At 73.9% G+C, this 23,413-nt stretch carries 18 protein-coding genes; all 18 read right to left on the reverse strand.

Features of this window, described 5'->3' with window-relative positions:
* Positions 1–5: 5 nt before the first annotated feature.
* Positions 6–557 (reverse strand): dTDP-4-dehydrorhamnose 3,5-epimerase family protein, encoded by a 552-nt coding sequence (locus tag ACIBW6_RS17645; RefSeq protein ID WP_399060426.1) that lies wholly within the window; start codon positions 555–557, stop codon positions 6–8.
* On the reverse strand, positions 554–1,798 hold the full coding sequence (locus tag ACIBW6_RS17650; protein WP_399060428.1) for a polysaccharide pyruvyl transferase family protein: 1,245 nt from the start codon (positions 1,796–1,798) through the stop codon (positions 554–556). The genes ACIBW6_RS17645 and ACIBW6_RS17650 overlap by 4 nt, the downstream gene beginning before the upstream one ends.
* A complete protein-coding gene (locus ACIBW6_RS17655) occupies positions 1,795–2,742 on the reverse strand; it encodes a glycosyltransferase family 2 protein (RefSeq protein ID WP_399060430.1) in 948 nt (315 codons plus the stop codon). The genes ACIBW6_RS17650 and ACIBW6_RS17655 overlap by 4 nt, the downstream gene beginning before the upstream one ends.
* Positions 2,739–4,028, reverse strand: coding sequence for a hypothetical protein (locus ACIBW6_RS17660; protein WP_399060432.1), 1,290 nt, complete (start codon positions 4,026–4,028; stop codon positions 2,739–2,741). The genes ACIBW6_RS17655 and ACIBW6_RS17660 overlap by 4 nt, the downstream gene beginning before the upstream one ends.
* Before the next feature lie 5 nt (positions 4,029–4,033).
* Positions 4,034–5,317 (reverse strand): DUF4910 domain-containing protein, encoded by a 1,284-nt coding sequence (locus ACIBW6_RS17665; RefSeq protein WP_399060434.1) that lies wholly within the window; start codon positions 5,315–5,317, stop codon positions 4,034–4,036.
* On the reverse strand, positions 5,305–6,330 hold the full coding sequence (locus ACIBW6_RS17670) for an NAD-dependent epimerase/dehydratase family protein (protein WP_399060436.1): 1,026 nt from the start codon (positions 6,328–6,330) through the stop codon (positions 5,305–5,307). Before ACIBW6_RS17670 ends, ACIBW6_RS17665 begins: the two co-directional genes overlap by 13 nt.
* A 3-nt stretch (positions 6,331–6,333) precedes the next feature.
* The gene (locus ACIBW6_RS17675; protein ID WP_399060438.1) at positions 6,334–6,981 is read right to left on the reverse strand and encodes a PIG-L deacetylase family protein; all 648 of its coding nucleotides are present in this window, start codon (positions 6,979–6,981) and stop codon (positions 6,334–6,336) included.
* Complete coding sequence (locus ACIBW6_RS17680) at positions 6,978–7,772, reverse strand: glucose-1-phosphate cytidylyltransferase (protein ID WP_399060440.1); 795 nt, start codon at positions 7,770–7,772, stop codon at positions 6,978–6,980. Before ACIBW6_RS17680 ends, ACIBW6_RS17675 begins: the two co-directional genes overlap by 4 nt.
* Complete coding sequence (locus ACIBW6_RS17685; RefSeq protein ID WP_399060442.1) at positions 7,769–9,019, reverse strand: class I SAM-dependent methyltransferase; 1,251 nt, start codon at positions 9,017–9,019, stop codon at positions 7,769–7,771. The genes ACIBW6_RS17680 and ACIBW6_RS17685 overlap by 4 nt, the downstream gene beginning before the upstream one ends.
* Positions 9,016–10,227, reverse strand: a complete 1,212-nt coding sequence (locus ACIBW6_RS17690) for a glycosyltransferase (protein WP_399060444.1) — start codon at positions 10,225–10,227, stop codon at positions 9,016–9,018. Before ACIBW6_RS17690 ends, ACIBW6_RS17685 begins: the two co-directional genes overlap by 4 nt.
* 11 nt (positions 10,228–10,238) lie before the next feature.
* Positions 10,239–11,489, reverse strand: coding sequence for an O-antigen ligase domain-containing protein (locus ACIBW6_RS17695; protein ID WP_399060446.1), 1,251 nt, complete (start codon positions 11,487–11,489; stop codon positions 10,239–10,241).
* A gap of 1 nt (position 11,490) precedes the next feature.
* The gene (locus ACIBW6_RS17700; RefSeq protein WP_399060448.1) at positions 11,491–13,029 is read right to left on the reverse strand and encodes a right-handed parallel beta-helix repeat-containing protein; all 1,539 of its coding nucleotides are present in this window, start codon (positions 13,027–13,029) and stop codon (positions 11,491–11,493) included.
* A gap of 12 nt (positions 13,030–13,041) precedes the next feature.
* Positions 13,042–15,018 carry an alginate lyase family protein gene (locus ACIBW6_RS17705; protein WP_399060449.1) on the reverse strand — a complete coding sequence of 659 codons (1,977 nt, stop codon included), beginning with the start codon at positions 15,016–15,018 and terminating at the stop codon, positions 13,042–13,044.
* Positions 15,015–17,210, reverse strand: coding sequence for a bi-domain-containing oxidoreductase (locus ACIBW6_RS17710; protein ID WP_399060452.1), 2,196 nt, complete (start codon positions 17,208–17,210; stop codon positions 15,015–15,017). The genes ACIBW6_RS17705 and ACIBW6_RS17710 overlap by 4 nt, the downstream gene beginning before the upstream one ends.
* Before the next feature lie 106 nt (positions 17,211–17,316).
* Positions 17,317–19,245 (reverse strand): asparagine synthase (glutamine-hydrolyzing), encoded by a 1,929-nt coding sequence (asnB, locus tag ACIBW6_RS17715; protein ID WP_399060455.1) that lies wholly within the window; start codon positions 19,243–19,245, stop codon positions 17,317–17,319.
* A 3-nt stretch (positions 19,246–19,248) separates the two neighbouring features.
* Positions 19,249–20,763 carry a Wzz/FepE/Etk N-terminal domain-containing protein gene (locus ACIBW6_RS17720; RefSeq protein WP_399060458.1) on the reverse strand — a complete coding sequence of 505 codons (1,515 nt, stop codon included), beginning with the start codon at positions 20,761–20,763 and terminating at the stop codon, positions 19,249–19,251.
* Positions 20,760–22,157 (reverse strand): Wzz/FepE/Etk N-terminal domain-containing protein, encoded by a 1,398-nt coding sequence (locus ACIBW6_RS17725; protein ID WP_399060460.1) that lies wholly within the window; start codon positions 22,155–22,157, stop codon positions 20,760–20,762. The genes ACIBW6_RS17720 and ACIBW6_RS17725 overlap by 4 nt, the downstream gene beginning before the upstream one ends.
* Positions 22,154–23,413 (reverse strand): glycosyltransferase family 4 protein, encoded by a 1,260-nt coding sequence (locus ACIBW6_RS17730; RefSeq protein WP_399060463.1) that lies wholly within the window; start codon positions 23,411–23,413, stop codon positions 22,154–22,156. Before ACIBW6_RS17730 ends, ACIBW6_RS17725 begins: the two co-directional genes overlap by 4 nt.

The raw sequence follows: 23,413 nt of genomic DNA on the forward strand, positions 1-23,413 counted from the left end.
TTCCGTCAGCCCTCCTTCTGCTTCAGGACCTCGGCGAGGCGCGGCGCCCGCCGGTCCCGCTCGGACATCGAGGCGACCGGCAGCGGCCAGGGGATGGCGAGGTCGGGATCGTCGTGGGCGATCGTCACGTCCTCGGCGGGGTCGTGCGGCCGGTCGATCCGGTACGAGGTGTCGGCGGTCTCGGTCAGCGCCTGGAAGCCGTGCGCGCACCCCGCCGGGATGTACAGCGTGCGCTGCGTGTCGCCGGACAGCTCGAAGAAGGCCCGGTTCAGGTAGGTCGGCGAGGACTCCCGCAGGTCGACGACGACGTCGAAGACCTCCCCGTACGAGCACCGCACCAGCTTCGCCTCGCCCGCCCCGGAGCGCAGGTGCATCCCGCGCACCACGCCCCGGGCCGAGCGGGAGAGGCTGTCCTGGAGGAACGCGTGCGGGTCGAGACCCGCCGAGCGGACCACGTCGGCGTCGAACGTCCGGCAGAAGAAGCCGCGTTCGTCGGCGTGCGGTGTCGGCTCGAAGAGGTACGCGCCGTCGATCTCGGGAACGGCGATCGCCTTCATGAGGCCTCCTGCGGGGCGTGGGTGGGGGCGGGGAGGGGACCGTTCTGCGGGAACAGGGCCGCGCTCAGGGCGGTGAACTGGCGCCGGAGGTCCTCGCTCGCCGACCGGTTGTGCTCGGCCAGGACCTGCCGCAGCCGCGCCGCGTCCTCCTCCAGTGCGCGGAACTGCGCGAGCAGCAGGTCGGCGTCGACCTCCCGGGCCGGATGGCAGTACGCGCCGAGCCCCGTCCCGGCCATGAGCGCGTCGCTCTTCGCCGCATAACTGAGGGCCAGCGTCGGCGTCCCGGTCCGCAGCGCGCAGACCAGATTGTGGTAGCGGGTCGCCACGACGGTCTGCGCGGCGGCCGTCTCCTTCATCAGGTCGGCGAGCGAGGCCGTCTCGGCGGCCGTGACCAGCGGCGAGTCCACCGCGGCGAGGATCGCATCGACCACCGGCGCGTCGACCCCGTCGCCGGTGAGCAGCCGCACCTGCCGGCCCTCCGCGGCGAGCGCTCGCACGAACCGGGTGGTCCCCGCCAGATACCGCTGGTGGATCTCCTCGGCCCGGGCGCGGTCGTCGTTGCCGCCGTGGAAGGCCATGACGCCGACACAGACCGGACCCGGCGCCTGCGTAGCAGGCCGCGGGGGCGGCGCCGGCAGCGCGAAGGCGAGGTCCGGATGGACCGCGTCGCCCGCCGTGTCGACCCCCATCTCCCGCAGCGCGTCGCGCGACAGCGTGTCCCGGTACGAGCGGTAGCCGGCCAGCCGCGCCGACCACCGCACCAGGGCCCGCGTCGCCCGCTCGCCGATCGGGCCCGCGCCGACGCCGACCAGCGCGACACGGGTGCCGAACAGCCGCCCGCTCGCGCACAGCAGGAACAGCGCGTACGGGAACCCCCACGGCCGCAGCGGCAGCGTGGCCTCCAGGACACCCATGCCGGGCACGATCACGACGTCGTGCCGGCGCACCCAGGCCGCGGTGCGCACGGCGTCGACGAGCTTGCCCACGCCCTTGCCGGCGATCGCGCCCGCCCGGGACGCCGTGCGGTACTCCCCGCGGTACCAGTGCAGCCGCGTCGCCGGGATCCCGTACCGGGCCGCGACCGTCTCCGGCCCCCCGCACAGCGCGTCCACGACGGCCCGCGGGTGGTCGCCGCGGAGGTAGCCCAGCACGGCCTCCAGCGACCCGTCGTTGCCGAGGTTGCCGGAGCCGAGCAGCCCGAACACCCCGACGCGCACCGGACGCGCGCGCCGCCGCGTCACGTCCGCCCGCCCTCACGCCCGGCGACCAGCGCGTCCAGCGAGAGACCGGACGCGGCCGGGTCGACCGGGGCCCGGTCCTCGACCCGCTCGCCCGCGCCCGGCCGGGTCCGGCTCGCCATCCACGCGGCGAGGTGGCCGTAGCAGGCACGCCGGTCGGCGACGGAGAGCGGCGCCCGCCGGATCGCCTCGACGAACCCCCAGACGTACTCGGCGAGCAGCCGGGGCGTCGGGTGCAGCGGTCCCGCCCGGCGCGGGTCGAGGTTGACGCACCGCGAACGCTTGGACGGGTTGGCCCGCTCGGCGCGGGTGGGGTGGTCCCGGCGGAAGTACAGCAGCTCCGGCACCTGGTGGAAGGGACCGTGCAGACCGATCTCGGCGACGAAGGTGCGGTCCGCGTGGTGGTAGCTGTCGTGCGGCTTCACCCGGCGCAGCACGTCGGCCCGCATCACCCCGTAGAAGTCGTCGCCGCCGGGCTCGAAGAGCATGCTGCGAAAGCGCTCGGGCGCCCGCGGCGAGGCGGTGGCCAGCGTGTACGCGTAGGGGACCTTGACCCGCCCCTCCTCGTCGATGACCGCCTGGTCGGCGTGGGCGAGGATCACCTGCGGGTGCTCGTCGAGCGCCTCCACGCAGCGGCGGAGCAGGTCGCGGGCGTACAGGTCGTCGTGCGAGGCCCACTTGAACAGTTCGCCGCGGCACTGCGTGAACACGTAGTTGTGGTTGGGCGCGGCGCCGATGTTGCGCAGCAGCCGGATGTAGCGGATGCGGGAGTCCCGCGCCGCGTACTTGCGGCACAGGGACTCGGTCCCGTCGGTCGAGGCGTTGTCGGTGATGACCAGCTCGAAGTCCTCGTAGGTCTGGCCGAGCAGCGCGTCGAGGGATTCGGCCAGGTACTCCTCGCCGTTGTAGACGGGCAGGCCGATGCTCAGCCTGGGTTGTGCGGTCATGACGTCCTCACTTCGGGAAGGGTGTTCCGGTGGTGCTCGCGCAGGGCGGACCGCAGGTGCAGCCACCACACGGCCGAGCCGCAGACGGTCGCGGTGGCGACGCCCCAGGCCGAGCCGACCGTGCCGGCCGCGACCGCGCCGCCCAGCCCGCCGCCGACATAGCAGGCAGAGGCGACGAGTTGACTGCGCAGACTGCGCCGGGCCGCGCCGAGCGCGCGCAGCCCGGCCGCCGCGCCCGTGCCGAGCCCCGCGCCCGCCACGCCGAGGGTGACCGGCACGATGAGTTCCGAGGCGGAGTTCCAGACGCCGCCGAGCACGAACCGCCCGGCGCGGTCCGGCAGGAGCAGCAGCGCCCCGCCCCACAGCAGTGCGGCGGCGGCCTGCCCGCCCCCCAGGAACAGGCAGAACCGGCCCAGCCGGTGCGGGGAGCGCCGCAGCACCCGCGCCGCCTCCGCCACGGTCACCAGGGAGAGCCCCATCAGGACCGCCATGAAGGGACCCATCAGCAGTTCGGCGCCACGCACCACCCCCACCGCGCCGACCCCGACGATCACGCCGAGGCCGTAGGCCCGCAGCTGGTTGGCGCCGCTGTTGGTGACGTTCTCGACCAGGTACCGCGCGCCGAGGTCGCGGTGGTCGCGCAGCCAGGCACGCGCCCCCGCCACCCGCGGCGCGAGGGCGGCCTGGAAGCAGCCGTACGCCGCGGCCACCGCGGCGGAGCCGCCCCAGGCCAGCACGAAGGCGGGCACGCTGCCGACGCGGGCCGCCACCAGCAGGGCCGGGACGAGCGCGACGCCCCACACGACGTCGTTGACGAACGCCTTGCGCCCGGCGCCCGCGGCGAAGAAGGCGAACCGCCACGCGTCCTGGAGCAGCAGCCCGGGCAGGACGACGCCGAGCGCGGCGAACGCGGGCCCCACCCGGCCGCCGACGGCGAGCCCGGTGGCCAGGGCCACCGCGCCCAGGACGCAGCCGACGCCGAGGGCGGTCCCCGACGCGCGCCCCGCCGCGGCGCGCCACTGCCCGGCCGCCACGCCGCTGAAGCGCACCACGAGCGGGTCGGTGGCGAGCCCGCGGGAGACGTTGAGCACCACGCCGTAGGTCACCCAGGCCAGGCTGAACACGCCGAACGCGGTGACCCCGAGCGAGCGGGCCACGTAGATCCCCACCACGAAGTTGCTGATGCTGGAGGCCGCCTGGTCGGCCAGGCCCCAGGACAGCCGGCCGACGAGGGCCCGCCGGGCGGACCCGGCCTGCCGCGTCGGCTGCTCCTCGTCGGTGGTCATCGCCGTCATTCCTTGATCAGTCCGGCGCCGAGCAGGGCGTCGGCCGCCACCGCGACCGTGTCGAACGGCAGCCCGGCCCGCTCGGCGACGTCCAGCAGGCTGTGCTCCCCGTCGGAGAGGCTGAGCACCCAGAGCATGGCCAGCTGCGCCTGCTGGGTGTCGCTGCGCCCGCCGAGGGCGTCGTACAGCCCGCGCCGGCCCAACTGCGGTTCGCCGTACGGGCTGAGGTTGACGTACCGGCGGTTGCGGTCCAGGAGCGCGAACGCCTCGCGGCACACGGCGAGGGTGTCCGCCATCGCCTCCGGGTCGACGAACGACGGGTCGTCCGCCGAGGTGTGGTACTCGGGGTATCCGGCGTACGGCGTCCGGGTCAGCGAGCCGACCCCGAGATCGAACCCCGGCGAGCAGTACTGCCGCTCGTCGTACCCGTACGGGGTGAACTCGGTGATCCGGTGCGGGCGTTCGGAGGTGGCCAGGACGTGGCGCAGCACCCGGTCGATCTCCGCGTCACCGCGCCGGCTCTGCTTGTACGTCAGGCTGCCCCGGTCCCCGGCGCAGGCCAGCACGAGCCCGTGCCTGACCCGCTCCACCCGCTCCGCGTTGCGCGCCAGCCAGGTGATCGCGCCGATGGTGCCGGGCGCGAAGATGAACCGGTAGGTGTAGTAGGGCGTGCGCTCGGCCAGCTCCCTGGCCAGGTACGTCGCCACCGCCACGCCGGCCAGGTTGTCGTTGGCCAGCGACGGGTGGCAGACGTGGCAGGAGACGATCACCTCGTCGGGCACCTGGCCGGGGACCACGTGCTCGGCGTAGGTGAGGTGACCGTCGGCGAGCGTGGAGTCGACGCGCACCTCGTACGTGCCCTCCGGCATCGCGTCCAGCGTCTCCTGGGCCAGGCAGAACCCCCAGCGCGGCTGGTAGTAACTGGTGCGGTACGGCACCCAGGACGGATGGTCCGGCAGCGTGTACAGGTGCTCGCGCAGCTCTGACAGCGGCATGGTCGCCGACACCGGGACGCTGTAGCCGAGCACGTGCAGGCTGGACGCCGCGAAGTCGACGACCCGGTGGCCGCCGGCGTCGGCGATGTAGGCGTCCCGGATGTTCCACTCCTGCGGCACCGTCCAGTCGAGCACCTGCGTCCCCGTCGGCACCTCGTGCCGCTGGAGCGGCAGGTACTCGCCGACGATGTCCAGGGTGGCGCGCACCCCGTCGCCGGTGATGCTCCGGCACAGCGGGTACAGCCGCTCCACGAGCGAGTGCATCGCCGCGCCGACCCCGGTCACCGGCGCCACCGCAGGGTGGCGTCGACGGCGCCCGCCTCGGACGCCGCGCGCAGCACGGCGAGCCGCGTGTAGCGCGCCTCGAAGTCGGCCTGGCTCAGCTCGAACTTGCGGTAGGCGTCGGCGAGTTCGACGGCTCCCTGGTGCACCGTCCACGCGCAGTCGAAGCCGGGGACCGCCGCGCGGAAGCGGGCGAAGTCCACCCGGTAGGAGCGCGGGTCGGCGCCGTTCTCGCCGGTGATGCGCACCTGGGAGCCGGGCACCGCCTCGGCGACCTGCTGGGCGATCTCGGCGACCGTGACGTTGTTGGTCTCGCTGCCGATGTTGAACGCCCGGTCGTGGACCGCCTCGCGCGGCGCGCCGAGCGCCGCGGTGAAGGCCCGCGCGATGTCGTCGGCGTGCACCAGCGGACGCCAGGGGGTGCCGTCGGAGAGGACCAGCACCTCGCCGGTGAGCAGCGCGTGCCCCACGAGGTTGTTGAGCACGATGTCGGCGCGCAGCCGGGGCGAGTAGCCGAAGGCGGTGGCGTTGCGCATGTACACCGGGGTGAAGTCGTCGTCGGCCAGGGCGTGCAGGTCGTCCTCGACCCGCACCTTGGACTCCGCGTACGGCGTCACCGGGCGCAGCGGGGCGTCCTCGCCGACCAGGTCGTCGCCGCCCGCGGCGCCGTAGACCGAGCAGGTGGAGGCGTACAGGAAGCGGCGGACGCCCGCGTCGCGGGCCAGCCGGGCCAGCCGGACGGACGCGTGGTGGTTGATGTCGTAGGTCAGCTCCGGTGCGAGCGAGCCGAGCGGGTCGTTGGAGAGGGCGGCCAGGTGGATCACGGCGTCCACCCCGGACACGTGGTCGGCCGTGACGTCCCGCAGGTCCACCCGGTGCCCCGCGGGGTCGGCCGGCTGCGGGCCGAGGACGCAGTCGGCGAACAGGCCGGCGTCGAGACCGACCACTTCGTGCCCGGCGGCCGTGAGGACCGGGGCCATGACGGTGCCCAGGTACCCCTGGTGTCCGGTGAGCAGTACGCGCAAGGTTCATTCCCCCAGGTCGAGAGTGAGTTTGGTGACGGCGAAGGCTTCGGCGTAGCGGGCGTGGCACTCGATGCCGCGGATCCGGGCGAGGCCGAGGAAGGCCTCGCGGTCGTACCAGGGCCGGTGCCGCTGCGAGGGGTAGTGCTCCTGCAGCAGCCGCACCTTCTGCTCGGCGGTCTCCGGCGCCAGCGGCTGGTAGGCCGCCATCCGGCCGAGATCGCCGTCCCACTTGACGATCTCGTAGCCCAGCACGAGGTGGTCGCGGAACGCGGTGGGCATCAGCCGGGCCAGCCCCCGGTGGTCCTGGTGCGCGTCGTCGGCGCGCGGTGCGAGGACGAGGTCCGGTTCGGTCCGCTCGCGCAGCTCCTCCACCGCGGCCTTGGCCTCGTCCCAGTGCACCGGCATCCGCCCGTCCGGCAGCTTGAGCACGGTCAGGCGCAGGTCGGCACCCGGGCAGAAGGCGGCCAGCGCGGCCCGCTCCTCCTGCTCGCGCTCGGTGCCGCCGCCGGAGAGCACCAGCGCGTCGACGCGGATGCCGGGCCGCGCCTGACAGAGCGTCAGCAGCGTGCCACCCGCGCCGATGGCGATGTCGTCGCAGTGCGCGCCCACCGCCACGATCCGCTCCAGGCCCCCCGCGCCGAGCCGGATCACGCGCCCACCCCGGCGTGGTCCGGCTCCCACACGGCCCACGGCCGGTCGCCGCGGCTGTAGGCGGCGTCGAGCGCCGCCCGCTCCTTGACCGTGTCGGTCGGCTTCCAGAAACCGCGGTGCTGGTGCGCCACGAGCCGCCCGCTCTTGGCCAGTTCGGCACAGCCGTCGGCGACCAGGTCCCCGCCCTCGGGAATGTGGTCGAAGATCTCCTGGCGGAGCACGAAGTAGCCGCCGTTCTCCCACAGAGGCAGTTCGCTCACCGCGGTGATGCCGCCGACCAGGCCGTTCTCGCCCAGCTCCACGCAGTGGAAGGAGGACTGCGGCGGCACGACCATCATCGACGCCCCGGCGTCGCGCCGGGAGAACTGCTCGATCATCCGCGGCAGCGGGGCGTCGGTCAGCACGTCGGCGTAGTTGGCGAGGAACATCTCGTCGCCGTCCAGGTGGTGGCGGACCCGGCGCAGCCGCTCACCGATGGGCGACTCGATGCCGGTCTGCGCGAACGTGATCGTCCAGTCGGATATGTCCGTGGAGAGCAGCTCGGTGCGGCCGCCCCGCAGCACGAAGTCGTTCGACGTCGTCTCCTCGTAGTTGAGGAAGAAGTTCTTGATGTGGTGGGCGCCGTACCCCAGGCACAGGATGAACTCCGTGTGCCCGAAGTGCGCGTAGTAGCGCATGACGTGCCAGATCAGCGGGCGCGGTCCGACCATCGCCATCGGCTTGGGCACGTCGTCCGCGGCGCCGCTGCGCATCCGCATCCCGTAACCGCCGCAGAACAGTACGACCTTCATGCTGCGCCCTTTCCAGACGTGGCCTCGACGATGCTCAGTTCCGGTATGGGGAAGACCAGCCGGCCGCCCCAGTCGTGCACGAAGGACAGCTGCTCGACCAGCTCGTCCCGCAGGTTCCACGGCAGGACGAGGACGTAGTCCGGCCGGTCGGCCTCGATCTGCTCCGGCGGCAGGATCGGGATGCGGGTGCCCGGCGTGTACCTGCCGTGCTTGTAGGGGTTGCGGTCGACCGTGTACGCGAGCAGGTCCGGCCGGATGCCGCAGTGGTTGAGCAGGGTGTTGCCCTTGCCCGGGGCGCCGTAGCCGACGACCGTCTCGCCGCGCTCGGCCGCCTCGATGAGGAACTTGAGAAGGTCCCGGCGGACCTTGGCGACCCGCGCGGAGAACTCGGTGTACCCGGACAGCTCCTGCAGCCCGGCGGCCTTCTCCCGCGCCAGCACGTCGGCCACCCGCGGGGACGGCTCGCCGGCCACCTCCGCCGGGCGGGCCCACAGCCGGATCGAACCGCCGTGCGTGGGCAGCAGCTCGACGTCGACCAGCGTGAGTCCGCCACTGGCCAGCGCCCGGATCGCGGAGGCGACCGTGTAGTACTGGAAGTGCTCGTGGTAGATCGTGTCGTACTGGTTCTGCTCGATCAGGGTCAGCAGGTGCTGCACCTCGATGGAGACCCAGCCGTCGTCGGCGACCAGGGCGCGCAGCCCCTCGGTGAACCCGACCACGTCCGGGATGTGCGCGTACACGTTGTTGGCCACGACCAGGTCCGCCGGGCCGTGCTCGGCGCGGACGGCCGCCCCGGTGCCGGGGGAGAGGAACGCGGTGAGCGTGGGCACCCCCGCGTCGCGCGCCGCCGCACCCACGTTCACCGACGGCTCCACGCCCAGGCAGCGCAGACCGCGCTCCACCACGTGCTTGAGCAGGTAGCCGTCGTTGCTCGCGACCTCGACCACGAAGGCGTCGGGGCCGAGCCGCGCCCGCCGCACGGCGTCGGCGACGAAGGTGCGCGCGTGCTCCACCCAGGACGTCGAGAACGACGAGAAGTACGCGTACTCCTCGAACGTCTCCTCCGGCGTGATCAGCGGCGGGATCTGCGCCAGCCAGCAGTCGGTGCACACCCGCAGGTGCAGCGGGTACGCGGGCTCCGCCAGGTCCAGCCGGTCAGCGGCGAGAAAACTCTCGCACGGCGGTGTCGCTCCCAGGTCGACGACGCTCTCCATCGCCGCCGAGCCGCAGAGTCGGCATCGTGTCATCTACTTCCCCCCATTGCTCTCGACCGCCCCGCGATCGCGGTGCGGTACTCCTCCTCCAGGCGCGCGAGGCCGACGGCCGGGCTGAAGCCCTGCTCGTAGCGGCGCCGGGCCGCCCGCCCCATCTCCTGGTTGCGCGCCGGCTCCGCCGTGACCCGGCGCAGGCATGACGCCAGCGAGCCGGCCTCTCCCGGCCGGTGCAGCAGCCCGCTCACGCCGTCCTCGACGAGTTCGACGAAGGACCCGTGCGCGGCGGCGACGGCCGGGACCCCGGCCGCCATCGCCTCCGCGACCACCAGGCCGAAGGTCTCCAGGGCCGTCGACGGCGCCAGCACGGCGACGGACCGCGCGATGGCCTCCTGGCACTCCCGCGCGTCGTACAGGCCGACGTAGCGCACGTCGGCGCGGCCCGCCGCCCACCCGGACACCGCCCCCTCCAGCGGCCCCGTCCCCGCGATGACCAGCGGCACCCCCACCCCGCCCTCGGCGGCGAGCAGGTCCCACGCGGCCATCAGCAGCCGCAGCCCCTTGGCCTCCGCCAGCCGGCCGAGGAAGAGCAGCTGCTCGCCCCCGCCCGCGCGGCGCAGCCCCGGGTCGGGCACGAAGTTGTGCTTCACCGCGAGCCGTTCGGCCGGCATCCCGGCGCCCACCAGCACCGTGCGCTGGGCGGCCGAGATGCACAGGAACCGCTCCACCCCGGACCACCAGCGCCGCCGGTTGACCGACAGGTTGACCGCGACCGGCACCGTCGCGAGCCGCGAACCGCGGTAGCAGCCGTGCCGGACGGCGGGCACCGGCACCGCCGAGCCCAGGCACGCGGTGCACACCCGGCCGTCGCGCTGCAACGTGCCGGGCGCGCACACCTGCGTGTAGTTGTGCAGCGTCGCGACGACCGGGACCCCGGCGTCGGCGCACGCGGCGATGACCGCGGGGGACAGCAGCGGGAAGACGTTGTGCACGTGCACCACGTCCGGCGGGTCGGCGCGCAGCCGCGCGGCGAGCTCCGAACGGACCGCGGGGTTCCACGGCACGAGGAGCGGCACCGCGACCTTGCCGAGCAGCGACCGGCCGGCGATGTCGTCGCTGCGCCGCTCGAACCGCTCGACCCGGTGGCCGGCCGCGCGCAGCAGCTCCACCTCCTGGTCGACGACCCGGTTCTCACCGCTCGGCTGCGCCGAGCCGTAGTGGTTGTGCACTACCAGAACGTGCATGCCGTGCATGCTCAGGTCACCTCCGAGGTCCGGGCCCAGCGCGGGACACGCCGGCGCGGGAGCGCGGGCGCCGGCAGGGGCGTGGCCGCCGCGGCGGGCGTCGCCAGCAGCGAGGCGGCCAGGGCGAGATGGAGCAGGTACGGCGAGGCGTCCCCGAGGCCCGCCTCGGTGTACGAGGACATCGCGACGTAGCTGATCAGGAAGACCGCGCCGGCCCGCGCGAGCGACGGCGGCCGCAGCAGCGCGACCCCGCCGAGCACCACGAGCATCGCCGCCACCAGCACGACGCCGGTCAGGCCCTGTTCGTTGTAGACGGCCAGCCAGCTGTTGTCGATCGGCAGCCCGCCGAACGACTTGTCGCCGAGCCCCGTGCCGAACAGCTGCTCCGCCGTCGAGCGGGGCGCCGCCAGCAGGGCGTCCCAGACCTTGGCACGGCCGGTGAGACTGCTGAAGTTCTCCTTGCTCTGGCCACGCAGGAACCACGCCTGAAGCGCGGAGGCGAGCGCCAGCCCGGCCACCGTGGCGACCACCACCGACCAGGCGAAGAAGCGGCGGGCGGCGGCGCTGGTCATGAGGAGCGAGCCGATCGCGAGGAGCAGACCGACGAGCAGACCGAGCGTCGCCGTGCGGGTGTGGGTCATGGCGAGCAGGACCAGCGCGGGCACGATGATCACCGCGGCGCTGCGCCCGTCGGTCCTGCGGCCCAGGACGAGCAGCACGGTCAGCCCGGTGATCACCGCCGCGTACTGTCCGATCTGCGGCGGGGTCAGCGGCCACAGCGCGCCGACCAGCCGGCCGCCGTACAGCTCCGGCATCGCCGCGCCGGGCGAGATCACCAGGCCGGCGGCGGCCGTGGCGATCGCCGCGAAGTACATCCGGATGTGGTGCCGGACGAACGTCGTGCTCCCGTCCCACCAGCAGCTCAGCAGCCACAGCGTGCCGACGAAGAGCGCGAGGCGCCCGCAGCGGAACAGCGCGCCGAGCCCGGACTCCAGATGCACGCTGGAGAGCACACTGGGCACCAGCAGCAGGGTCAGCAGGAGGAGGAAGGCGCTCGGCCGGATCCGCAGCCGGCGGTTGACGAGCAGCGCCAGCGTGAACGCGGCGACCAGCGCGCCCATGGTGACCAGCTGGATCAGCGACCGGGGGAGCGGGACGATGGTCTTCGCCCCCGCGGAGCCGAGCGTGTTGAGGCCGAGCAGCCCCCAGACGACCCCCACCGTCCGCGGGGTGCGCGTCGCCGCCGTAGCTGTCTCGGGCACCTCAACCACCGGCCCGCAGGTCGAAGGTGCTGCCCGCGTCCTGCTCGTACGGCGCGCCCTGCCACTGCACGGAGTCCAGCACGCGGCTCGGGTCGTGCGCGACGAAGGCCCAGGAGCCGACGTACACGTTGTCGTGCCAGCGGTTGTGCTGCTTGCCGGTGATCGCCTCCGCCACCCGCTCGCCCTTGTACGGCGACCAGTCCGGGTAGGTGCCGTAGTTGGACAGCAGCCCCATGCGGTCGCACATCTTCGTGCAGTCGACGACCTTCTTGTCGAGGACGAAGCGGTTGCCGTGGATGTCCACCCGCTGCGTCTTCCAGCGGCAGTCGTCGAAGAGCGGGGCACGGGCGATGGCCGGCTGCGCGCACCGTCCGGCCTTCTTCACCAGCAGCGTGCAGTCGCCGGTCGAGGTGTTGGCCGGACTGTTGCAGAACCGGTCGGCGCCCTCCCACAGGGTGATGCCGTTCCAGTTGTTCTCCAGCAGGTTGCGGTACACCTCGATCTTGTCCGTACGGGCCTTCACCCGGGGCTCGCCGCCGGACTCGGACACGTACACCGTCGCGTACGGGAAGTCGTCACCGCGCTCGGCGGCCCCGCGGCCCTCCACCCAGTTGTTCTGCCGGATCGTGTTGTTCCGGATGACCGCGTTGTAGCTGATCTCGTAGATCAGCGCGGCTCCGTCGTTCTTCTCGATCACGTTGTCCTGGATGCGGAAGTCGTTGTTGTTGGTGTCCGCCCACAGCCCCGTGCCGCGGTTGTCGTGCACCCAGTTGTCGCGCACGTCGGCGCGGTCGACGGCCCAGAACTTGATCCCCCCGGTGCAGCCGCAGCCCTTCTGCCGCCGCTCCCAGTCACCGGTGTTGTTGCCGGTGATCTCGTTGCCCTCGACGACCAGGTCACGGATGGAGTCGCCGTCCTTGTACGCGTTCATGCCGTACTGCCCGTTGCCGCGCAGGCAGTTGCGGCGCACCTGCTGCCGGGCCCCGGCCATCAGCCCCGCACCGGAGTTGTGCTGAATCGTCGAGTCCTCGATCACCCAGCCGTCGGCCGACCCGTGGTTGACCACGCCCTCGTTCTGCGGCGCGACGAAACCCTGCACGGTCAGATGGCTCAGGGTGACGTCCGGGGCGTCGCCGCCGAACGCGTACTGGTTCTTCTTGCGGCCGTCGAGCACCGCGCCCGGCGCACCGAGATAGCGGTCCCCCTTCTTGGGGATGACCTGCGCGAACCGCTCCGGTGCGAGCCGGTGCGTGCCCGGCCGGAGCCAGAACGTGGTGTTCGGCGGGTGCGCCCGTGTCTTGTCGGCAAGGTCGTCGACCTTCGCCGGATCGACCGTCACCGCGCCCGCCGGCGCCTTCGCCGGTCCCGCGGCGGGCGCGGCGCAGACCCGGGCCGCCGGCCGCGCCCCGGACGCGGCGGGCGCGGCACTCGGCTTCGGCGCGGCGTCCGACGTACTCGTGCTCGTGCAGCCGGTCGCCGCCAGCAACGCCAGCGCCAGCGGTGCCACCGGCACCGCCCACTTCCGCCACTTGATCGTCACGCGTCCGCCCTCCTAACCGCGGAACCTGAGTACGGTGGTGAACTCCCCCGACAGCGCGGTGCCATCGGCGAAGCCGGTACCGATCAGCGTGGTGGAGGGTTCCTTGCGGCCGAAGCCGGGGGAGTACCAGCCCAGCGGCGGGTCGCTGCGGCCGCGGTGCGCACGCCACGCGAGCCCGGTCGGCAGGTCGAGCACCGCGGAGCGGCCCTCGCCGTCCCGGATCCAGGTGAGCCGGGCCCGGCTCCCCACCAGGTCCGCGGCGATCGCCGGACCGAGGTGGAACGCGAGCCGCACCGGCCCGCCGGGACCCCGCACCTCGTCGACCACCCGCAGCTCCTGGCTCGCGGCGGCCAGCTCCACCCGGCGGCGGTGCACGGACGGCCCGTACCCGTCGTGCTCGGCGCTCCAGCGTGCCGTCCCGCCGTCCCGGGCGTCGGCGCCCGCCACGGCCAGGACCCGGCTGCGGGCGTGCCGCGTCCACAGGAACGGGCCGCCGGCCACCGACTGGTCCCGGCCCTGGAGCTCCAGGGTGTTGTGGCCGAGCGTCGAGCGGAAGTACCGCCGCCACTCGGGCTGCCCGTGGTAGCAGTACGTCCCCGGGTCGGCCAGCACGTCGATCCCGTCGTGCCGGACCTCCAGCGACAGCGCGTCCGCGTGGGCGTGCGCGGCGATGGACAGGAAACCGTGCGGGCCGCCGTCGCAGCGGCACCAGATCCCGCCCGGTCCCCGCAGGACCGTCAGGCCCGCGTCGGCGAAGTGGTCGGGGCGGCGCGCCGGACGCGTCACGTTCCCGTTCCGCGCGTACGGCAGCAGCAGCGCGGCCAGCAGCGGGGTGCGCACATCGGTGCCGGTCACCTCCGGCCACCAGGGGAGCCGGCCGAACACGGCGTCCCCGGTGGCGAGGAGCGAGGCCCAGCGGTCGGTGCCCGCGCCGTCCACGACCAGGCCGTGCCCGTCGTCCCCGTCCCCCTGCCGCGGCGGGCGCAGCCGGTCGTCGACGACGGCCGCGAGCGCGTCCGTCATCCGCAGCAGCACCAGCCGGACCGTCGTCGGCACCGGCACCCGGGCGGCGTCCGCCTCGGCCAGCGCGGCGAGCCCCAGCTCCAGGACCAGGCCGTGGTACTCGCCGGCCTGCTCGCGGTTGAGGCCGGAGGGGAAGGTGTTGCTCCGCAGGTGGCGCTCCAGGGAACGCAGCGCGCCGGCCCGCCACCGGGCCGACTCGGGGAACCAGTCGAAGGCGCAGGCGGCGGCGAGCTGCCCGGCGGCCTCGGCGATGACGTGGTTGTTGGCCGACGAGCCCCGGCTGGGGAAGGCGGCGAGCCAGCGCTGGTGGTGCCAGATCTGCCGCACCGCCACTGGGTTGGACTCGAAGAGGGCGGCCGCCCCCGGCCAGCCGTCGAGCAGCCGGCGCACCCACACCCACGACAGCAGCCGGATGCCCAGCTCGATGCCGCTGACCCAGTGCACCCCGCGCAGCGGCGGATTGCCCGACCACCAGGACCGCAGGTGCGCGGCGACGCGCTCGGCGTACCGCTCGTCCCCGGTGACCGCGTACGCGGCGGCCAGCACCGTCAGGTACTGGTGCCTCGACGGCTCCCAGATCTGCTTGATGTCCCCGACCGCCTCCTCGTCCCGGTACGGCACGTCGAAGGCGTAGCCCGCGGGCGCCCGGCGCCCGGTCTTCGGGTCGTACCACCAGTCCGGGTCGCCCAGGTCGTCGCGCGGCACGCCGAAGAACTCGGCGTGCCCGGCCAGCAGCCGGTCCGCCTCGGCGACGAGCCGCTTCGCGGCGTCCGCGGGGACCGCGTCGAGCGTCCCGGCGGGCAGCAGCGCGGTGAAGCGGGCGCCGCTCACCTCCGGCTCCTGCGGCCGCACCGCACGCCAACGCCGTCTTCGGGCCGTGTCGACGGCCCGGCCGCCGACCTCCCGCGGCCCCATCCGGGACAGCCGCCGCAGGTACCAGCCCGGGCTTGTGGGCCGCTCGGTCATCGGGCGCCCGCCAGCGTCACCGGCGCCCCGGCCGCGAGGCCGCGCCGGACCGCGAGGGTGGCCGCGGTGGTCGCGACCAGCGACTCCAGCGGCACCGGCATCGGGCCGCCGGTCCGCACCGCCCGGACGAACGCGGCGAGTTCGGCGTTCTGGCCCTTGTCCCGGGCCTGCGGCAGCCGGGAGCCGACCACCCGCTTGCGGCGGCCGTCGTAGACGGCGGCACGGACGAAGTCGTCGAACCGCAGCACCTTGCCGTCCGCGACCAGGTCCAGCGTCTCCTTGGGGAAGCTGCCGGGTCCGGTGGTGACGTAGCTGAGGGTGGCGGTGGAGCCGTCCGGGTAGCCGAGGACGATCTGCAGGTCCTCGTCGCCCGCGGGCGCCGTCGCGTAGACGGAGACCGGGTCGGCCCCGAGCAGCCAGCTCGCCGTGTCGACGAAGTGCCCGCCCTCGCCCGCGAACCGGGAGCCCTCGGTGCCCTGCCGCAGGTACCAGCTGCCGTGCTGGAGCCGGCCCGCGTTGACGAGGTAGCGCAGGCTCGCCGGACCGCTCCGCGTGCCGAACTGCTGCTTCGCCTCGTTCAGCAGCGGTGCGAACCGGCGGTTGAAGCCCACCTGCAACCGGTCGTTGCCCGACTCCTCCACCGCCGCGACCACACCGGCCAGCTCCTCCTCGGTCAGGGCGAGGGGCTTCTCGACGAAGACCGCCTTGCCCGCGAGGAGCGCCTTGCGGGTCAGTTCGGCGTGGGAGCTGTGCCGGGTGACCACGAACATCGCGTCGACGGACGGGTCGCCCAGCACGGCGTCGAGGTCGGTGGTGGCCTCGGCGAAGCCGAACTTGCGCTGCGCGTTGGCCGCGGACAGCGCCGTCGTGGTGACCACCGTGGCCAGCTCGACGCCCTCGCGCCCCGCGAGGTGCGGCAGCAGCATCGATGTCGCGTAATTGCCCGCGCCGACGAACGCCAGCCGGACCGGCGACGCGGACGCGGCGGCCCGGGCAGCCGGCCGCCGCGGCGCGGGCACCGCCGGGACCGTGACGGCCGGGGCCGTCGCCCGCTCGCTCTCCGGCGGCTGCGCGGGGTAGCGGAACAGCACCGCCACCGCCTTCAACTCGCCTTCCTTGAGCCGCTGATACGTTTCTACGGCGTCGTCGAACTCCGCGACGTGCGACACGAGCGGCTCCACGTCGACGCGGCCCCGGGCGACCAGGTCGAGGAAGCAGGCCAGATTGCGGCGCTCGGTCCAGCGCACGTAGCCGATCGGATAGTCACGGCCCTCCAGCTCGTACTCCGGGTCGTAGCGCCCGGGACCGTAGGAGCGCGAGAAGCGGACGTCGAGCTCCTTCTCGTAGTACGCGTTCCACGGCAGGTCCAGACGGCACTTGCCGATGTCGACGACTCGGCCGCGGTCCCGGCTCAGCTCGGCCGCCAGCTCCACCGGCTGGTTGCTGCCGCCGCCCGCGGCCAGGTACGTCTGGTCCACGCCGTGCCCGTCGGTGAGCTCGGCGACCGCCGCCTTGACGGCCGTGGAGCCGGGGTCGCCGCAGGCCACGGCGCCCAGCCGCTCGGCGAGCTCGCAGCGCCCCGGATCGGGGTCGGCGCCCACGACGCGGACCCCGGAGGCGGTCAGCAGCTGCACCACCAGCTGGCCGATCAGCCCGAGGCCGATGACCAGCGCCACCTCGCCGAGCCGCGGGTCGCCCTGGCGGACCCCCTGCATCGCGATCGAGCCGACGGTCCCGAAGGCCGCGTGGCGCGGCGCGAGGCCGTCCGGCACCGGGGCGTAGAGGTTCGTCGGCACCCAGTTCAGCTCGGCGTGCAGCGCGTGCTCGTTGCCCGCGCAGGCCACGAGGTCGCCGACCTTCACGTCGTCGACACCCGCGCCGACCTGCTCGACCACACCGCACAGCGAGTACCCGAGCGGCGTGTACGAGTCGAGCTTGCCCATCACCTTGCGGTAGGTGGCGGGCACGCCGTTCGTGGCGACGCTCTGCATCACCTTCGCCACCTGGTCGGGCCGGGAGCGGGCCTTGCCCACCATCGACATGCCGGCCTCGGACACCTTCATGAGCTCGGTCCCGGTGGAGATCAGCGAGAAGGCGCTGCGCACCAGGACGCCGCCCGGCTTGCACCCCGGCGCCGGGACGTCGAGCAGCGCCAGTTCGCCGCTCTTGTAGTTCTGCACGACCTGCTTCACCCGAACTCCTCTTGTTTCCACACCGTCCGCGCGGTCCGCGCCGCCCGCGTCGTTCATGTCGTCTGTGTTGCCGGTGTTGTTGGCACTCTGCGCACCGTCCACCCCGTCAAGCCGCCCTGCCGCGGCCGGAGTCGGAGGTCGCGCCGCGGTACCAGTACTCCAGCGTCAGCACATGCCACAGATGCTTGGAGAAGTCCCGCTGCCCGGCGGCGTCCTCGGCGACCATCCGCGCCAGCGCGTCGCGGCGCAGGAACCCGGAGTCGACGAGCACGCCGTCGTGCACCACCTCGCGCACCAGCGGCGCCAGGTCCCGGCTCATCCAGGCCCGCAGCGGCGCGCTGAACAGGCCCTTGGGCCGGTACACGATCTCCCGCGGCAGGACCGAGGTGGCCGCCTCCTTGAGCGCGGCCTTGCCCTGCCGCCCGGCGATCTTCCGGTCGCCGGGCACCGCGAACGCCGCCTTCACCACCTCGACGTCCACGTACGGCACCCGCACCTCGGTCGACGCGGCCATGCTGGAGCGGTCCGTGTACGTGAGGTTCAGGCCCGGCAGGAACATCCGGGCGTCCGCCAGGCACATGCGGTTGACGAAGTCGTCCAGCTCGTTGTCGTGGTAGACGTCGGCGTGCTCGCTCAGCACGTCGTCGACCGTCCCCGCCAGATCAGGGTCGAGGAGCCCGAGCAGCTCGTCCTGGTCGTACATGGTGTAGCTGCGCCGGAACGCGGTCTCCTCCGGCAGGTCGGCGAAGGACAGGAACCGCTTCGCGAACCGCACCGAGCGGTACCCCCGGCGGCTCGTCGCCACCGGCAGCCGGTCCACCGCCCGGGTCAGGCCGCGGCGCACCGGCCGTGGAACCCGCTGGTAGCGCAGCGCGAGCGTGTTGGCCAGGTGCTTGCGGTACCCGGCGAACAGCTCGTCGGCGCCCATCCCGGAGAGCATCACCTTGACGCCGGCCTCCCGGGCGGCGGAGCAGATCAGGAACGTGTTGATCGCGGCCGGGTCGCCGATCGGCTCGTCCAGGTGCTCCGTCATCCGCGGCAGCAGGTCGAGCACGTCGGGAGCGATCTCGATCTCCCGCAGGTCCACGCCGAACCGCCGGGCCACCTGCCGCGCGTAGCGCAGGTCGTCGGGCATCGCCTCGAACCGCGCGTCCTCGGCACGGAACCCGATCGTGTACGCGGCGATCCCCGGCTGGTGACGCGCGGCCAGCGCGGTCAGCCAGCTGGAGTCGAGCCCCCCGGAGAGGAAGGTCGCCACGGGCACGTCGGAGAGCAGGTGGCGCCGGGTCGACTCCTCGACGACCGCCGCCAGGTCCGGCCGCTCCCCGGCGCGGGCCCGCTCCTGGCCCTCCGCGGCGACGGCCTTGAGGTCCCAGTACCGGCCGCGCTCCACCCGGCCGTCGGGGAAGCACCGCAGCCAGCTGCCCGGCGGCAGCTTCTCCGCCTCCCGGAACGCGCACCGCGAGTCCGGCACCCAGTAGTAGAGCAGCGAGGCCACCAGCGCCGCGGGGTCGACGTCGAGCGAGCCGCCGTTCACCGCGGCGAGCGCCTTCAGCTCGGAGGCGAACATCAGCCCCTCGCCGCGGCGCAGCAGGAACAGCGGCTTGATGCCCAACTGGTCGCGCACCAGCACGAGTTCGCCGGTCCGCTCGTCGAAGATCCCGAACGCGAACATGCCGCGCAGCCGGGGCAGGCAGTCCGTGCCCCAGCGCCGCCAGGCCTCCAGAAGCACCTCGGTGTCGGAGGTGCCCCGGAAGCGCACCCCGGCGGCGGCCAGCTCGGCGCGCAGCTCCGGCGCGTTGTACAGCTCGCCGTTGTACGTCAGGGCGAGGCCGTCCGAGACCATCGGCTGCGCGCCGGTCTCGGACAGGTCGATGATGGAGAGCCGGCGGTGCCCGAGGTGCACCTCACCGTCACCGAGCCGATGCCCGTACCGGCCCGACCCGTCCGGGCCCCGGTGGGCCAGGGTCTCGGTGAGCCGGTCGGTCACGGCCTTGCCGTCCGGCCACCGGTACGTGCCTGCGATGCCACACATGAACTACCGCGCCTCCTGCTCGTTGTCCCGGACCCGTGCGGCCCCGATCGGCTCCCGCTCCGGCCGCCACCGGCCCGTCCCGCCCGCCGGGGCGGTCCGCTCGCTGTGGCCCCGCAGCGCGATGTCCAGCCCGTCCCACAGCGTGCCGTCGGTCCGGTCGCGCGGATCGGGGTCGATCAGCACCACACCGACCACCGGGACGCGCTGGTCGGCGAGTTGCCGTGCCACGGTGTGCAGCCATGCGGCGCTGCCGTGCCCGGCGCGCACGACGAGCACGGTGCGTGCGCCGAGGTACCGCAGGTCGGTCCAGGCCGTCCCGGGCGCGACCGAGCCGACGCCGAGCCGCCGCTCCTGGGGGGAGCGGACCGCGCCGGGCTCACCGCTGACCACCTCGGGGTCGCCGGGGCGCTTGCGGCGCTCGGCGAGCTGCGGGCCCGGCAGGCCGTCGACGACGGTCACCGGACCGTCGGCCGAGAGCGCGCGGGCGACATCGAGGGCGAGCCCGGCCGCGGTGCGCGCACAGCCGAGTTCCAGCAGCGACAGCGGCTCCGCGGAGCCGCGCGCGGTGCGGGCCAGGGTCAGGGTGAGCCGCTCCCGCGCGGCCCGGGCCCGGCGCCGCCGCCACCACCGGCCCGGCCGGTGCGGCAGCTCCGCGACGACCGAGGCGCCCAGGTTCGACGCGATGTCCCGGCGCAGCACCGGACGGTCCGCCACCACCACGCCGACCGCGGCGAGCGCGAGACCGAGGACGAGACCGAGGACGAACCCGATCGCGGCGTCGGTCGCGGCGCTCCGCGGCAGCGAGTGCCGGAGCGCGCGCGGGGCGTCCACGATCTGGGTGCCGGCGATCAGCTGGGGCGTGCCGACCCGCGCCTCCTCGGAGCGCTGGTCGAAGTCGGCGATGCGCGAGGTGAGTTCGGCCCGGCGGGAGAAGAGGGTCTCGATGCTCGCCGCCGCGGCCGGGTCGCTCTGCGGGGAGCGGCCCCCGATCGCCTTGTTGACCTTGACGAGCTCGTCGGCCATCCGGTCGCGCTGGTCCAGCAGGGCCTTCGACTCGGCCTTCGCCGTCTCCCACATCCGCTGCACGTGGTCGGCGACGAACGCGTCGGCGAGCGCCCTGGCCCGGGCCACCGCCTGGGCGTTCGTGTCGGCGGTCACGTCGATCCGCAGCAGGTTGTTGGTCACGCCGGTGCCCCGGTAGTCCTGGAGGAAGTCCTCGGGGCGGTCCGAGGAGCCGAGGGTCTTCAGCGCCTTGCCCGCGATCCGGGTGGTGCCCAGCAGCTCGACATCGGTACGGATCAGCGTGCCGGTGTCGTTCGGCTGGTCCTCCTTGTGCGCGACCAGCACCGTGGTCACCGCGGTCGGCGCGGGCGGCAGCAGCAGCGCCACCGCCGCGCCCAGCACCAGGCCCAGCAGGGCCAGGCTGCCCCACAGCCGGCGCCGTCTGCGCACCGCCACCACGAGCGCCTGGAGGTCGAGGAGCGGCGAGGCCGCCGAGGTCCTGTCCGTCGTCGTCATGCCCGGCCTCCCCGCACGTCCTCGCCCACCGCGACCGCGGCCGGCGGGCGGCGCGGCGGCGGCGCGGCGGCGGTCTTCCCGCCGGCCCGCACCGGGTCGGCGACGACGACGCCGACGAGCTCGTGCCCCGCGTCCGCGCACGCCTCGGCGACCCCGGAGAGCTCTCCCGCGGACCAGGTGCCCGCGCTGAGCACGACCAGGACGCCGGACTCCACGTCGCGGTCGGGCACCATCGGCCGCTGCGCACTGACCTCCGTCACCCGCAGCGCGGGGTAGCCCCGCCCCGCGAAGGCGCCGGACGGATCGCTCGCGGCCTCGGCCACGAGCTGCCCCGCTGCCCGCAGCGCTGTCTCGTCACCTTCCGGGACGACCACCAACAGCCCGCGAGCGGTGGGCAGTTGCGTACGCAGGCGCACGCACACCCGGCGGTAACGCAGGCGCCGGCTGCCCTCGTCGCCACAGACCCGCGGGGTCGGCAGGTCCCACCGCGTGTCGACGCCGAGGAGCCGGCGGACCCGCGTGCGCGCGCCGTGCTCCTGGGGCCGGCGCGACGCCCGCTCCCCGGGGACGTCGACGGTGCCCAGCAGCTCCGAGCCCAGCGCCGCGGCGATCTCCTGACCGGTGCGCGGCCTGCGGTCGACCCGTGCCGCGGCGAGGTGGCCGACGATCGTGAGCAGCAGGAACACCAGCGCCCCGCCGGCGATGAGCTGCGTCCGCGTCGGCGGCGCCTCACCCGTCGGCCGGGCCGAGGGGCCCATCACGACCATGGTGGCCTTGTCGGTCGCCGGGTCGGCCTCCTCCAGCTTCTGCAGGGCCTCCTGCAACGCGGTACGGAGCTTCTCCAGCTCGGTCCGGGCCTGCACGCTCTCCACGGTCCGTCCCGGGTCCGCCGCGTCGGCCAGCTCCGAGATGCGCCGGTTGGTCTGCGCCACCTGTTTGCGCAGCGTCTGGGGCCCGGCGTCGGCCCCGGGGTCCGGGTCGTTGCCCGCGAGCCGGGCGGCGAAGTCGACGAACTGCTGCGCCATGCGGTCGGCGAGCTGTTGCGCCCGCGCCGGAGTGGCGGCCGTGCCCGAGATCTTGATGATGTTCCCGTCCGCCGGTTTGACGCTCACCTGCCCGCGCAGGTCGGTGCCGCTGACGCCGGACCAGTGCAGCGCGGCGGCCGTACGGTCGAGCACCTGCGAACTGGTCGCGATCTCCGCCTGGGTCAGCAGTTCGCGCTCCTCCCACTGCCCGGGCAACAGCACGGAGGCCGTGGTCGTGTAGCTCGGCGGGAACAGCAGCGAAGCACCGAACCCGACGAGTGCGCCCACCACGACGACGACGGCGAGCAGCCGCCGGCGCCGGCGCAGTATCCGCCCGACCGTGGCCAGGCGGATCGTGTCGTCACTCAACGCCGCTGCCTCTTCCCGGTCCTGTCGGACTTGCCCACCGGCACCGGCACCGGGACGCGGCCCCGGCAGGCGGCGGCGTACGCGGCCAGCAGCGACTCCTGCGAGTGACGCCAGGAGAGCCGCCCGCTGATCCGCTCCTGGCCGATCTTGCCCATCTCGGCCCGCTTCGCCGGGTCGTCGAGGAGCTCGGCGACGAGAGCGGCGAACGCGCCCTCGTCGTTGGCGGGCGCGTACACGGCCGCGTCACCGGCGGAGACCCGCGCCTCGCGCAGGTCGAACGAGACGATCGGCCGGCCCATCGCCATGTACTCCAGGACCTTGTTCATGGTCGACACGTCGTTGAGCGGGTTGCGCGGGTCGGGGGAGAGGCACACGTCCGCGGTGGAGAGATAGCGCACCAGCTCCGCGTCGGGTATGCGGCCGGTGAACTCCACCTGGTCGGCGAGGCCTAGCTCCGCTGCCAGCTCCACCATCGCGTCGTGGGCGTCACCGGAGCCGACGAACACCGCGTGCCAGTCGTCGCGCCCGAGGGTGTCGCGCAGCTCGGCGAGGGCCCGCAGGGCGTAGTCGACCCCGTCCTGGGGACCCATGACACCGAGGTAGCACAGCAGATGGGGCTTGCCGCGCTTCAGCTCCGCCTCGGCCGGCACCGGCCGGAAGCGGTCGGTGCCCGGCGCACTGCGTACCACGAAGACGTCCTCGGGCCGCTTGCCGCCGCGGCGCACCGCGACGTCCCGGTAGCTCTCGTTCGTGGCGAGCACGATGTCCGCGGCCCGGTAGGTCAGCCGCTCCAGCGCCCGCACCCCGCGGTAGAGCAGGTCCTCACCCCGGTCGAACCGGGACAGGTACAGCTCGGGCACCAGGTCGTGCTGGTCGAAGACGAACCGGGCGCCGCGCCGCTTGAGCCGCAGCGCGGGCAGGAACAGCAGGTCCGGCGGGTTGCAGGCGTGCACGACGTGGACCGGTCCGACCTTGCGGGCCAGCCGCGCCGTGTGCCACAGCGCCGATCCGTACTCGCGCAGATAGCCGGCCGGACCTCCGGTGGCCGCGCGCAGCGGGTAGCGGTGGATGCGCACCCCGTCGATCTCCGCCTCGGCCTCCGTGTCCCGCTTGCTGCCCTGCGGGCAGATGACGTGCACGTCCCAGCCCGCGTCCCGCAGCGTCGTGCACTCCTGCCACACGCGCCGGTCGAACGGCACCGACAGGTTCTCCACCAGGACCAGCGCGCGCCCGCCGGTCCCGTTCTCGTTCCTCAC

This window comes from Streptomyces sp. NPDC049813 (assembly GCF_044465085.1).
Lineage (GTDB): Bacteria > Actinomycetota > Actinomycetes > Streptomycetales > Streptomycetaceae > Streptomyces.

What these genes read in the sequence shown, in the direction of transcription:
- ACIBW6_RS17645 (WP_399060426.1), bottom strand. Translation starts at nt 557, where the DNA reads ATGAAGGCGATCGCCGTTCCCGAGATCGACGGCGCGTACCTCTTCGAG.
- ACIBW6_RS17655 (WP_399060430.1), bottom strand. Translation starts at nt 2,742, where the DNA reads ATGACCGCACAACCCAGGCTGAGCATCGGCCTGCCCGTCTACAACGGC.
- ACIBW6_RS17660 (WP_399060432.1), bottom strand. Translation starts at nt 4,028, where the DNA reads ATGACCACCGACGAGGAGCAGCCGACGCGGCAGGCCGGGTCCGCCCGG.
- ACIBW6_RS17680 (WP_399060440.1), bottom strand. Translation starts at nt 7,772, where the DNA reads ATGAAGGTCGTACTGTTCTGCGGCGGTTACGGGATGCGGATGCGCAGC.
- ACIBW6_RS17685 (WP_399060442.1), bottom strand. Translation starts at nt 9,019, where the DNA reads ATGACACGATGCCGACTCTGCGGCTCGGCGGCGATGGAGAGCGTCGTC.
- ACIBW6_RS17690 (WP_399060444.1), bottom strand. Translation starts at nt 10,227, where the DNA reads ATGCACGTTCTGGTAGTGCACAACCACTACGGCTCGGCGCAGCCGAGC.
- ACIBW6_RS17705 (WP_399060449.1), bottom strand. Translation starts at nt 15,018, where the DNA reads ATGACCGAGCGGCCCACAAGCCCGGGCTGGTACCTGCGGCGGCTGTCC.
- asnB (WP_399060455.1), bottom strand. Translation starts at nt 19,245, where the DNA reads ATGTGTGGCATCGCAGGCACGTACCGGTGGCCGGACGGCAAGGCCGTG.
- ACIBW6_RS17720 (WP_399060458.1), bottom strand. Translation starts at nt 20,763, where the DNA reads ATGACGACGACGGACAGGACCTCGGCGGCCTCGCCGCTCCTCGACCTC.